The organism is Micromonospora zingiberis, from assembly GCF_004331455.1.
Taxonomy (GTDB): domain Bacteria; phylum Actinomycetota; class Actinomycetes; order Mycobacteriales; family Micromonosporaceae; genus Micromonospora; species Micromonospora zingiberis.
This window is the reverse complement of record NZ_SJJR01000008.1, coordinates 147,468-159,831: the sequence shown is the minus strand read 5'-3', so window position 1 is coordinate 159,831 and position 12,364 is coordinate 147,468. Positions and strand designations below refer to the sequence as shown.

Annotated in this window: 9 protein-coding genes; all 9 read right to left on the bottom strand. The window is 71.5% G+C overall.

Annotation, left to right across the window (positions count from 1 at the left end):
* Positions 1-47 precede the first annotated feature (47 nt).
* Complete coding sequence (locus E0H26_RS14385; RefSeq protein ID WP_131304112.1) at positions 48-2,753, bottom strand: discoidin domain-containing protein; 2,706 nt, start codon at positions 2,751-2,753, stop codon at positions 48-50.
* A 91-nt stretch (positions 2,754-2,844) separates the two neighbouring features.
* On the bottom strand, positions 2,845-3,324 hold the full coding sequence (locus E0H26_RS14380; RefSeq protein ID WP_131304111.1) for a DUF4913 domain-containing protein: 480 nt from the start codon (positions 3,322-3,324) through the stop codon (positions 2,845-2,847).
* A gap of 19 nt (positions 3,325-3,343) precedes the next feature.
* Positions 3,344-4,801: a glycoside hydrolase family 19 protein gene (locus E0H26_RS29575; RefSeq protein ID WP_206025116.1), complete on the bottom strand. Its 1,458-nt coding sequence runs from the start codon at positions 4,799-4,801 to the stop codon at positions 3,344-3,346.
* Between the two features lie 5 nt (positions 4,802-4,806).
* A complete protein-coding gene (locus E0H26_RS14370) occupies positions 4,807-6,570 on the bottom strand; it encodes a type IV secretory system conjugative DNA transfer family protein (RefSeq protein WP_131304110.1) in 1,764 nt (587 codons plus the stop codon).
* The gene (locus E0H26_RS14365; protein ID WP_240742168.1) at positions 6,567-8,375 is read right to left on the bottom strand and encodes an ATP/GTP-binding protein; all 1,809 of its coding nucleotides are present in this window, start codon (positions 8,373-8,375) and stop codon (positions 6,567-6,569) included. Before E0H26_RS14365 ends, E0H26_RS14370 begins: the two co-directional genes overlap by 4 nt.
* Positions 8,372-9,871, bottom strand: coding sequence for an SCO6880 family protein (locus E0H26_RS14360; RefSeq protein ID WP_131304109.1), 1,500 nt, complete (start codon positions 9,869-9,871; stop codon positions 8,372-8,374). The genes E0H26_RS14365 and E0H26_RS14360 overlap by 4 nt, the downstream gene beginning before the upstream one ends.
* Positions 9,872-9,900: 29 nt before the next feature.
* Positions 9,901-11,154, bottom strand: a complete 1,254-nt coding sequence (locus tag E0H26_RS14355; protein ID WP_131304108.1) for a hypothetical protein — start codon at positions 11,152-11,154, stop codon at positions 9,901-9,903.
* A gap of 1 nt (position 11,155) precedes the next feature.
* The gene (locus E0H26_RS14350) at positions 11,156-11,896 is read right to left on the bottom strand and encodes a DUF8175 domain-containg protein (RefSeq protein ID WP_131304107.1); all 741 of its coding nucleotides are present in this window, start codon (positions 11,894-11,896) and stop codon (positions 11,156-11,158) included.
* Between the two features lie 48 nt (positions 11,897-11,944).
* Positions 11,945-12,298 (bottom strand): hypothetical protein, encoded by a 354-nt coding sequence (locus tag E0H26_RS14345; protein WP_206025114.1) that lies wholly within the window; start codon positions 12,296-12,298, stop codon positions 11,945-11,947.
* Positions 12,299-12,364: the final 66 nt, after the last annotated feature.

Below are 12,364 nucleotides of genomic sequence, written 5' to 3'. Positions count from 1 at the left end.
GGCCCAGAGGTGGCCCGGGATGGCGTAGATCAGCGAGCCCGTTGGGGTCACCGCACCTCGAACTCGTAGACCGAGTACCCGTACCCCGGCATGTCCCGGGCCGTGCCGACCATCCGGACATGCCGGGCCGGGGTGCGGGCGAACGAGATGTCGACGACGCCCCCGGCACCACTGCTGGTCCGGTACACGGTCTGCCAACTCCGGCCGTCGGTGGAGACCTCGACGCGGTAGGCCGTCGCGTACGCCCGCTCCCACCGCAGCCTGACCTGGCTCACCTGCCAGGTCTCGCCGAGGTCGACGGCCAGCCACTGCGGGTCCGGGGCGAAGGCGCTGGCCCAGCGGGTCTCCGGATCGCCGTCGATGGCGCGGTGCGCGCCGAGCCGATCTGTTGCTTCGACGCTGGACGCGGTGGCGGTGCCGGTGCTCGCCAGGTTCCGCCCCGAGCTGTTGACCCGTCCGACCGGGGCGGACGACGTCGCCGGTCGCGGTGTCGCTCGGCTCTGGGTGGGGGTGGGCGGTCGACCGGTGCCGGCCGCCGGGCTGGGCCTCGACGAGGCCGGCCCGGTGGTGGTGCGGGTAGCGGGAGCGGACGGGACGGCGATGGCCGGACCCGTGGTCGACGGATTCGCGGTGGACGGGACAGCCGTCGGCGTGGCGGTGTCGGTCGGGCCCGACTCCACGGTGTCCATTGGCGGTGCCGGCGACAGCGGCCCCGCAGGTGGCGGCAGGGCATCCTGGCTGTTCTGCGGCGGGAGATCAGACCGGTCCGAGGTGGGTCTCAGGGCGTATCCGGTGGCCGTCGCGATCGCCAGGGCCGAGACGGCGGCCAGCACCGGAACCGCCCGTCGCCGAGACCGCGACCAGCGCCCACCGCCCGGCGGCACCACCGGCAACAGCACGGTCATCTCACCCTGCCGGTCGTTTTCCGCCGCCAGCGGCGCCGGGTCGCGCGACGGTACGGCGACCGGCACCACCAGCTCGTCCGACGACACGGCGACCGGCTCGTTCCGTGCGACGAACTCGTCCGGCAGCACGGTGAGCGGTTCGGTGGGCACCGCACGGTCGGCCGGCGGTGCCGGGATACCGGCGGAGGCGAGCCGGTGCGTGGCCGGCACCGCCGAGTTCGCCGGGATGGGCGCCGAGTTCGGTGGCGTCGCCAGTTGTCCGGCCGTCGGCTCGACCTCGGTGACCGTCGACAGCACCACCGGCACGGGCGGTGGGCCGGCGGCCGGCCGCAACGCGGCGACCCGCGGTCCGGACGGACGCCGCCGACCGGACGGACGCGGCTCCGGCTCGGCCGGTGGCTTTGCCGGCGCGGGCAGCGCGGTTTCGGCCGGAGCCGGCACGTCGGCGTCGGGTGACGGTTCGCGCAGCACCAGCGCCCGTCGAATGGCCGCCGGTACGCCGGTCGCGCCTTCGGCGAGGGCGGCCGACAGATCGATCCCGGCGGCGTCGGCGAACCCGGCCGGTGCCAGTTCCACCCGGCGCCGGGTCTGCTCGGGCAGCCGCGCCAGCAGCGCCCCGAGCAGGGGCAGGACCTGGGAGGTGGGCGTCCGGCCCGGAACGCCGACGAAGATGCGTACTTTGCCGTAGTCCCAGGGGTGTGCCCGGACGACCTCGGCGCGGGTCTCCTGCCCGGCCGGGCGCACCCACAGGCCGGACTGGGTCACCTCCGCGACCCACTGCTCGTTCAGTCGGAACAGGTGGTCTCCCAGGGACGGGTACCCGTCGAGTCCGGGTACCGGTCCGCTGGGCCGCGCGGTGCCGTCGGGCGCAACGCGAAGTGCGGTGGCGAGCGGTTCCCAGCCGCCGGCCGGCTCGTCCACCGCCAGGCTGCTCGGCCGGCTGTGGAGCGCCAGCACGGGCAGTCCGGTGTGGATCGTGACCGGGCGGGACTCGGTGCGGGCCAGTTGCCCGGCGACGGTGGCGGTCGCGGTGGCCGAGCCGTACGGGGCCAGGACCAGGTGCCGCCGCAGCCGGGGGGCAAGGCCGCGCAGCAGTGCGGCGAGTTCGTCCCCGGTCGGGTCCGGCTGTCCGGGCCGGCCGAGCACGAGAAGCGGCCGGGTGGCATCGGCGGGTATGCCGTAGACCACGTCGTCCAGCTCCGGTGCGGGCAGCTCGCTCGGTCGCCGGAACAGCCACATCCCGGCCGGGATGGGCAGTACGACGAGGTCACCGGCCGCAGCGGCGGTCGAGACGCAGAACTCGTCGACGTCGGACTCCCAGGGCGGTGCCGGGCTGCGCCGGCCGAGCGGGGTGGCCGTACCGTCCGGGCTGTGCCGCAGCCAACCCTCCACCGCGAACAGCGACCCGCCGGGCACCAGCAGCACCTGCCCGCGCGGGGCGTCCAGGACGGCGGTCAGTTCGCGGGCGAGCCGGTCGGCGAAGGCTCCGCCCGCGCCGGGCACCACGACCCGTGCCCGGCTGCCGGGCGGTACCGCGATCGGTAGCACCGTCTCGACGACCGACCGGTCGTCGGCGGTGTGGACCGGTCCGATCACGGTGACGACGTCCGGTTCGGTGGGCAGCTCCGCGGCCATCGCGGCGACCGTCCCGTCCGGGTCGGGGCCGACCACCACGACCCGCTCCCCCACCCAGCTCAGGGCCGAGCCGATCCGCCGGAAGCGGCCGGTGTCGGCGAGCCAACCAGGTTGCGTCGTGCGGGCCGACCGTCGAGGGTGCTCAGGCCGGTCACCGGGACCGCCCGGCGAGAGGGGTGCTCTGCCGGCCCGGTCGCGATCTCCACTCGTCATGCCACCCACGACGCATCTCAACGGCGGCGTGTTCAGCACTCGTGTCGAAATACCGACAGGATGGGCGTGGCCACGGCCGGGCTCCCGTCGGTCACCAGTCGACGGAGTCCATTTCCTCGATCTCCTCGATGTCCTCGATGTCCTCGACCTGCGGTCGGTCCTTCGGCCGGTGCAACCCGGGTTTGCATCCCGCGAACGGACCGTTCGGCGAACGCAGGGCGTCCATGGTCGGCCAGAGGTAGCTCTGATGCCAGTTCGCCGGGTCGGAGGCAGTTGCCTGCCGGCCGGTCCGTTCCTGCCAGGCCAGCCAGAGCCCGTGCAGGTAGGCGATCGCCTCGGGGTGTTCCCACCAGCGTGGACACCACGGTGACGAGGAGCTGACCTCCCCGCCGTACACCGGCAACAGCAGGTCTTCCACCCAGACGGAGAGTCGGCGGAGTTCCTCGTCGTACTCCGGGCCGTCCAGGTAGAGGATGAAGAAGGGCTGCCCCTGCTCGGCCTCCGCTGGTTCGTCGACCGGCGGGCCCGGCGGTTCCACGGCCGGCTCGGCGGCCGGGATCAGCTGCGTCATCGCGTCACTCCACTTCGTCCTAACACCGCAGGGTGCTCTCGGCGCCGGGATCGACGCCCAGGGTGGTGGCGAACCGCTTGTACGCGTCGACCCGGGCCTGCACCTGAGCGGTGTTCCGGCCGCCGCACTCCAGTGCGCCGTTGATGGTCCGGATGGTCTCGCCGAACCCACCGCCACCGGTGATCGCGGAATGTGCGGTCATCGTGCCCGCACCGGACTGGGTCATCCAGAACCACAACGCGGTCTGCCAGGCCACCGAGGCGTCGTTCTTGACCAGGTCCGGCTCGTTGAGCAGGTCCAGGCCGAGCGCGTCACCGGCGGCTTTGTAGTTGGTGTTCCAGCTGAGCTGGATCGGCCCCCGTCCGTGGTACGCGGTCTGCCCGGCGGGGCAGCCGTACGGCTGGCCGGTGTCGCAGTAGTTGCCCCACGCGGCCTGGTTGATCTCCTCCACGTGCACCAGGCCCCCCGACTCGTGGTTGATGTTGGCCAGGAAGGCGGCCAGTTCCCGCTTGCGGGTCTGCTCGTTGCCGGTGCCGGCGAAGGCGGGAAACTTCGCCATCGCGTCGGTCAGCCCGGCGTAGCTGTAGAAGGAGTTCCGGTTGGGGAACATGGCGGCGAACTCCGACCCGCTGAGCAGTTCCGTCCCGTCCCCGTCCGCATCGTCGTCCGGGTCGTCCTGGACGGGAAGGGCGGTGGCGGTGTCCGCCGGCGTGGGTTGCGAGTCGTCGGAGTCGGCGTCCTCCTCGTCGGCGGTGTACTTCTGGAAGTAGGCGCGGACCTGGAACGGGTAGGTGCCCAGGGCCAGGACGGGCATGCCGCCGTGGGCCTCGACCGTTTCCAGACCGATGTCCCAGGCCATCAGGGTCAGGCTGAGGTGGTCACCGACCACCTTCTTGTCCTTCAGCAGTTGCTCGGTCTTGTCGGCCAGGTCGCAGAAGTACCGGGCGTGGGCGTGGATCGAGTCCTCGGCGTCGAGCACGGAGGCTTCGCCGCTGTCGTCGTCGTCCTCACCGAACTCGTCGAACACCTCGTCGGTCAGCTGGGAGAGCCCCTTGCGGCCCTGCGGACCCTCCTTGTCGGCGTCGAACCCGGACGCGTAGTCGATCTGCGCCGCGAGGATCACCGGGGTGAGCAGCTTGCACTTCTTGGCGGCGTCCTTGATCGGGGCGACCAGATCCTGATCCGGCACGCTCGTCGCGTCGAACTCCCAACGGCCGTCTCCGCCGGACAACTCGATCAGGGCGGTCGCGTGGGTGGCCTGGTCACCGGTGGCGTCCGGTTCGGCCGAGTTCGAGGCCATCTGCGACCCGCCGGCCATGGCGAAGATGACGAGCAGGAGGATCAGGGCCAGCAGCGCCAGCACCACCAGCGGGAACGTCCCCACCAGCGAGACGACCAGCCAGAGCAGCTGCGTCGCGTCGGGTTTGAAGATCGACCTGCTGGCCTGCTGGGCCGCCTGGGCCTTGCGTACCACCATGGCGGTCAGCCGACCCGGCGGGACTCGCGGCGGCTCCAGCTCGCCGCCGCACGGTCGGTGATGGCCTGCACCTCGGCCTTGGCCGCCGCGGAGATCGCCGCGGCGTTGGCCTCCTTGTACCAGGGACGCAGCCGGATCAACGCGGGCCGGACACCGGTGGCCAGCAACAGGGCGGTGCCCTTGGGCAGGGCCCGGATCTTGTCCGCCGGCAACACCTGCTCCTGACGGTACGACACCGAGCGGGACGAACCGTCCTTGGACCGGGAGTAGGTGGGGGTACGCACGTCGTGCTGGCCGACCAGCCTGGCGACCTTGTCGACGAAGTCGGCGTCGTCCAGCCCGGCACCGAGCAGCTTGATGGTGGCGGCGCTCCACAGCGCGTCCATGCCCGGCTCACCCCAGACCCGTACGCCCTGCCGGTAGCTCTGTAGCAGGGTCACCACGCTGATGCCGCGGGAGCCCAGGTGGCTGTAGAGGTCGGGCAGATCGGAGATGCGGCAGACGTTCGCCGCCTCGTCCAGGATCGCGGTCATCGGCGGGTCCAGCCGTCCGCCCATCCGCTCGGCGGCGACCACACCGGCGCGGATGATGGCGTCGGCCAACCCGGCGATCACCCCGGCCGCGGAGCCGCCGCCGTCCTTGGAGAGCAGGTAGAGGGTGTCCCGCCCGAGCACGTGCTGATCCGGGATGAACTCGGGGAGATCCGGGTCGGGGCTGACCCAGGCGAGGATCTCCGGGTCGAGCAGACAGGCGACACACTGCCGGGCGGTCTCGTAGATGCCGTCGCGGGTTTCGACGGCGCCGCGTACGGTGCCCTGCAACTGGTCGGCCATGGCCGTCATACCGACGTCGCGCAGCAGGTCGACCGGGGTACGGTCGGCCGGGTCGGCGAGCCAGGCCAGCAGTTCGTTGACCGAGGAACCACTGCGGGAGGCGGCGAGGAAGAGCGCGGTGAGCGTGTTCTGGGCCGCCGCGATCCAGAAGTCCTTCTTGGACGAGTCGTCGTTCACCGAGCTGACGAAGTGACCGGCCAACCGCCGCGCGCCCTCGATGGTGTCGCAGCCGCTGAGCATGTCCCACCACATCTCGCGCTCGGTGTACGCGATGCCCTGCGGATCGAAGGTCCAGACCCGGCCGACCTTCATCCGTTCCTGCCGGGTGACGGTGAACACGTCGGACTTGTTCGAGGTCAGCAGGACCGGTCCCGGTGCCCGCAGCACGCGCGGGATGGCGATGCCGGTGGACTTGCCCGCCCGTGGTGCCATCAGGTCGAGTTCCACGTCCTCGTAGGAGGAGCGCAGTTCCGGCCCGGCGGGCATCAGGTCACCGAGCAGGTTGCCGGTGTCGTCGGGACTTAGCTGGGCGACGTCCTTGAGCGCGGGACGCAGGTCACGGGCGCGGGCCTCGATTCCCTTGCCCATCATGGCGCTCAGCTCGCTGGGGCGGGCCAGGCTGCGGGGTTCCCGCAGGCGGCGGACGACCCGGCGGACGAGCAGCGCCGCCGGGGAGATGCCGAGCAGGACCAGCGCGACCGCCCCGCCGTACACCAGGTACGACGGCATTCCCGGCCAGATCTTGCCGGTGTTCCCGCTGACCAGGCTGATGTACGCGTCCAGGGTGAACGGTGGGGGCTGCCAGCCGTACCCGCTGAGCAGGGCGGCGAGGGTGCCACCGAGCCACAGCGGCACGAAGATCACGACGTTGAGCGCGGCGAAGCCGGGAATCAGCCACGGCAGGAACTCCCCACCCATCCCACCCTGGCGGCTCATCGGTACCCCGGCTCGTCGTTCGGCCAGTCGTCCTGGTCGGTGGTGGGGGCAGCGGCCACGGGCAGGTCACCGCCGGTCACGGCGCGCACGGCGGCGGCGCGTTCGGCCAGGAGCCGTTCGGCCTCGCCGTTGGCGATCCAGCGGGTGTTCGTGTCGTGCAGGTGCCGTTCGGTGTCGGTGATCGCGACCCGGATCGGGATGCCGGGACGACCACCGACCTTGATCAGGAAGCGGCCCCGGCCGGGCGGTTCCTCGTGGCCGCCGTCCTGGGCCCAGCCCGGCGGTGAGGACCACGACGAGACCAGTTCGATCTCCCGCCTGGACAGTCCCACCACCCGCCCCAGATCCTCCATCTCCGCCTTGGGCAGTCCGGCGCAGGCCACCATGCCGGCGCGTTCGACGAAACCCCGCGCCTTGGCCTTGTCGGCCTCGTTGCCGAGCGCCTCGGCGTCCTTCAGGGTGTGGGTGATCTTCGCGTCGGCGAGGCCGAGCGACCGGTTGAGCCGGGTGAGCGCGTCGATCCGGTCGACGATGCCGGAAGCGGCGCGCAGCGGACGCCACAACTCGTCGAGGACGGTGAAGAACCACCGACGGGGTGCCAGCCCGGCATCGGCCAGCGCGTGCGAGGCGGCCACCGTGCCCAGGCCGTCGGACCAGGCGGCGAGCATCGCGGCGGCGGTCAACTGCCCGTCGGCCTCGCCGATGCGGGAGATGTCGATGCAGACGGCGGTGGCGTCCGGGTCGATCCGGGTGGAGGTCTCCGAGGCGAAGGTGTCACCGAGCGGGCCGTCGAGGATGCCGAGCAGCGACCGGTGCAGCGGGTCGACGGCGTCGCGGTAACGGGACTCCTGACCCCGGTCGAGGGTCACCTGACGGACCCGGGGCGGCCCCTCCTCCAGCACGCTGAGCAGTTGCGGCAGCCGGAACGTCTGCCCCTGTGGGGTACGTTCGCGCAGGTGCCGCAGGCAGGCCGAGAGCACCGACTGTTCGTGGTCGCTGATCGGTACGCCCCGGACGATGGTGAGCAGCGCCGCGACCATGTTGAGGACCCGGCCGTGGGTTTCGGCGGCCAGGGCCTGTCCCGCCTGGCCACCGATCTTCGCCGCGGCGGCGCCCATGGCGCCCGGGTCGAGGATGTTCAGCCCACCGACCCCACGGGCGATGGAGATGACCTGCCCGCCGAGGGCGCGGACCGTGTCGGCGTAGTCGGGCTTGAGGTCACCGAGCACCAACGGTACGACGCCCTGGGCGCTCAGCCCGATCAGCATCCGGTTGATCAGCGTCGACTTGCCCAGGCCGGGCATGCCGAGCATGAACAGCGACGGGTTGGAGATGTACCGGGCCCGGGTGAACCAGTTCAGCGGATCACCGCAGACCGTGGCGCCGGTGTGGATGTGCTGCCCGAGCGGGATCCCGGTCATCGGGGCACCGGAGCCGGAGGCGAAGGGCCAGAGACCGCACGCCTGCACGGTGGTGGCCCGCCACATGGTGGGCGGATCCAACGCGGCGACCCGGCCACCACCGAGGGCGTACGAGCCACGGTGCGGCACGTTGTCGTCCGCGTTGGCCCGGGCGAGCCGCTTCAGGTACCGCTGCTCGGCCGCCGCCTCCTGCGCCCGGCGCTTGCGTTCGCGGCGCAGCGCGCGTGGGGTCTGCCTGCCCGTCTCGTCGAGTTCCCGGTCCTGTGCCTCGGCGGGCGGGACCACCAGGTCGGACATCGCCGTGGTCGGTCCGGAGGCACGCCGTGGCCAGCCCGCACCGAGGTCGAACAGCCGGGCACCGACGCTGCCGGGGGTGGGCGTCACAGCGCCTCCTTCAGCTCGTGCGGCACCAGCGTCTGCTCCCAAGGCAGGATGCCGACGGGAAGTGCGCAGGAGAACGCGGCGGCCTGCATCCGGTCGGCCGGACGCATCGCGATACGGGTGGCCCCGAGCAGGTTGCGCATCGTCACGTCGGCGTCGCGTACGTCGTCGGCCGAGTCGACGGTCAGCGTCACCAGCATCGAGAACTCCACCAGGCCCGCGCCGGAAGCCTCCTCCGCCGCGGTCTGCTCGGCGGCCTCGATCTCGGAGGCCGCGCGGGCGCGGACCAGGCCGCGGGTCGAGTTGGCCATGAACTGGGCGGACCGGCGGTCCGACTCGACGATCTTGGCGGAGGTCGCCGGGTCGATCGGGCGGTAGACCAGGGCCACCCGTTTGCGGCGGATGCCCAGTGCCGGATCGAGCAGGCTGCGCAGCACGCCGGAGCGGACGGTGCCGCGCGGTGCCAGGGTGAGCAGCCAACTGCGGGAGACCCCGGAGTCGTGCTGGTAGTGGGTGACCGTCTCGACGGTGGCGGCCGGTCCGGCGTCGGCCCACTCCAGTCCGGTGCCGCCGTGCTGGGCGCGTACGTCGAGCACCTCCGCGGCGACGGCCGGATCGTACGCGACCCGGACGACCTCGGCGATCCGCTCGGCCGACAGCGGCTCCGCCGACCCACCGCCGGCCGCGACCAGCCCACCCAGCACGCCCGGTAGCCGCAGCGCCAGGTCGGCGAGCATGGTGTCGTGGTCGCGCCGGGCGCCGCCGGGTGCCGAGTAGGTGAGGGTGAGGAAGGTGTTCATCTCCGACGACGCGTCCGGGTAGGTCCGCACCACCTCCTCCATCACGGCGCGGGCGGCGGGTGGCGCGTCCGGGGAGATACGTCCGAGCACCTCGGTTGCCAGGCGGGTGCCCGGGTCCGGCGCGGTCTCGATGACCACGGCGGCACCCCGCAGTCCGGGTTCGTGCGACAGCCGGGACAGCCACTCACCCCAGAGCGCCACCCACGTGTCGACCTGGTCTGCGTCAACGAGCGAACCGCCGTCCGGCTCACAGCTGAGCACGATCGTGTACTGGTTGCGGTTGCGGTGGTAGAGCACGCCGAAGGGGCGGTCGTACGGGTCACGCCCCTCCAACATGGTCACCCGGCTCAGCAGACCGGGTGGACGGAACCGGCCGCCCGGGCGCGCCGACAGCGGGCCGGACGCGTACAGGTGCTGCCCCTTGGACTTGCGGCGCAGCCAACCGATCCGGACGGCCGCCATGTCGTAGACGTTGCGGCCGTCGGCGGTACGGATCGCCAGCGGTCCCAGCAGCACCACGAACGGGAACCCCACCACCAGGGCCGCGTTCAGCGAGACCATCGAGGAGATCAGCACCAGCACGAGCCCACCGAACAGGCCGATGGTCCCGACCAGGCCCAGGGAGCCGAGCCCGGCCTTACGGGGGCGACGCCAGTTGCCGTACGTCGGTGTCTTGATGGATTCCGCGGTCGTACTCACGATGGTTGTTCTCCTCGTCCCGGCCTCAGCTAGTCACGGTCACGATCTGGCAGTGCTCCGCTGGCGATCTTGCTGGCGTGCTTGTGGGTGCTGGCCGCGACCTGCACCGCCGTGGCGGCGGCACCGACCGTCGCGGCCGCGATGCCGACCGCGCCCCGGGCCGCCCGACCGGTTCTCGATCCGCCGCCGCCGGACCCGTCGCTGGATCCACCACCGGACCCACCACCGGTTGGCCTGCCGCCCGAACCACCACCCGAACCACCGGATGACCCGCCGCCCGACCCTCCGGATGGCCGGCCGCCACCTGATGCCGTACCCGCCGACGAACTACCTCCGCTCGCTCCTCGGGATCGGCCAGCGGAAGCAGCCGCGCCGCTGGCAGCGCCAGCGATCTTCTTGGCCCCACTCGCCACGGCGGCACCGGCGCCGACGCCCGCACCCACGCCACCACCCGAGCCGAGGCTGGTCATCGCCGGCACGACCAGCCGCATCAGTGCGGGCAGGGCGACGGCGGCCATCAGCAGGATGGCGACACCGGCAAGCTTGTAGTGCCGGGCCTGGTCACCGTCGCTCAATTCGCTGGTGGCGCCGATCATGACCGCGCCCGAATACATGATCAGCCCGACCACAGGTTTGAAGGCCAGCCAGGCGACCATCCAGGCGAGGTGCTTGCGCCACCAGTTCCCGCCCATCTCGGTCATCGAGGCCGCGGCGGCCAGCGGCAGCGTGCCGGTGAGCAGCACCATCACGCCGAGCCGGATGTACATCAGGATGACGTGGATGCAGCCGGCGATCAGCAGCAACAGGCCGACGATGATCAGCAGGAAGGCGGTGAGCCCGTCGGTGCCACAGTTGGCGATCAGCTTCAGCTGCGCCTTGATGCCCTGGTCGTACAGATGCTGGGAGTAGGAGTCCGCCTCCTTGGCGAGCCAGTCGGCGACCCACCAGGCGGCGCTCACCGTGATCACCAGGCGGACCAGGCCCATCAGCGTCACGACCAGGGGCTGGCCCTTGCGCTCCAGCGCCATCCGGAACGCCGCCGCCAGCAGCGACGCGACCGCGATCGTGACGACCAGCCAGTTCGTCTGGGATCGGATGCTGTCGTTGATCCCCGGGCTACCGAGAGTGGGGATGTTGCCGAGGTTGGCGAAGAGTTCGACCGCCGCACCCAGGATGGCGGCGGCGATGTCGCTCAGGATGCCGTCGATACCCCGCTCGAAGAAGCCGACCACCTGTCCGATGGTGCCGATGTAGACGGCGTCACCAGTAGCGCATTCCGACACGTCACACCTCGTCCCACAGCACGAAGCCGACGAGCGAGACGACCGGGTTGGCCCGGGTGTGCAACCCACCGGAGTTCAGCGGGCGCAGCTGCCAGTCCACCCCGTTCCAGTCGACTGTGTAGTCGACCGAGGCGTAGAGCACGTTCGCCTGCCGGACCAGCACCCGGACGGTGGCGGTGCCCGGCGAGTACTTCAGCACGAGGAAGCCGGCCAGCGAGTTGACCGTCTGCATCGGCCCGGTGTCGGGCATCGACGCGCGCATCGCGTCGAAGTACTCCCGCCCCATGCCGGGCACGAGCTGCTGGTCGCTGACCGTACGCCAGTCCGGGCCACTCATCTGACGGGAGATGGTGTGCACGGCCATGACCGCCCCCATCGGAGTGTGCGCGAAGCACCACCGCAGCGAACCGGTGGTCTTCAGCGGCCCCGCCGTAGCCGACACCGGCGTGTTCGCACCGTTCAACGGCCGCCAGACGATGTCCTTCGGTGCCTCGCTCGGAAGCTGCTGCACGGAATCGTCGGTGCGGCAGTCCTGCGGCCGGGAACCGTCCGGACCAAGGCCGCCGATCACCGGGCCGGCGGCCGTCACGCTGGAGTTGGCGTCCCGGCCGCCACTGAGCGCCGCGACCGTGCCGGTGCAGAGGACGAGGGCCAGAAAGGCGGCCGACATCTGCCATCGGCGGTGCTGCCAGAACGGCCGCTCCTCGTCCACCTCGTCGGCGGATCCGAATCTCAGTCTCATGGCACCTTCCCTGTCCGGCGGACGACCGGGATCCTCGGTCGACGCGGTTCAGTTAGATCCGGACTGCGGGGTGGTGAACAGCCAGCTGACGATCGGTCCGGCCATGGCGACCAGGATGCAGCCGCCCAGCACCATGCCGAGGCGGCTCATGTGCTCCGAGCTCTCACCGCGCTTGTGCGAGATGGCCATCACCGCGCCGGTGATCAGGACGCCGACCACACCGGCCGCCGTCCCCGCCCAGGCGACCAGGCCCAGCACCTGCTGCACCTTCGTGGACAGACCGCTCGGCAGTGAGCCGTTGATGGAGGGCTGCGGCACGGTGCCCCCGCCCGCCGGGTCAGGTGCCGCGAGCAGGTTGGTGACCCGAACCATGCTGCTGTAGTACACGTCGGTGAGGGACACTGCGTCTCCTTAGGAATCAGGTGGTTCTCTGGTTGGCCGCAGCGGCATCCGCCGTTCGGCGCGGTG

What these genes read in the sequence shown, in the direction of transcription:
- E0H26_RS14385 (WP_131304112.1), bottom strand. Translation starts at nt 2,753, where the DNA reads ATGACGAGTGGAGATCGCGACCGGGCCGGCAGAGCACCCCTCTCGCCG.
- E0H26_RS14380 (WP_131304111.1), bottom strand. Translation starts at nt 3,324, where the DNA reads ATGACGCAGCTGATCCCGGCCGCCGAGCCGGCCGTGGAACCGCCGGGC.
- E0H26_RS29575 (WP_206025116.1), bottom strand. Translation starts at nt 4,801, where the DNA reads ATGGTGGTACGCAAGGCCCAGGCGGCCCAGCAGGCCAGCAGGTCGATC.
- E0H26_RS14370 (WP_131304110.1), bottom strand. Translation starts at nt 6,570, where the DNA reads ATGAGCCGCCAGGGTGGGATGGGTGGGGAGTTCCTGCCGTGGCTGATT.
- E0H26_RS14350 (WP_131304107.1), bottom strand. Translation starts at nt 11,896, where the DNA reads ATGAGACTGAGATTCGGATCCGCCGACGAGGTGGACGAGGAGCGGCCG.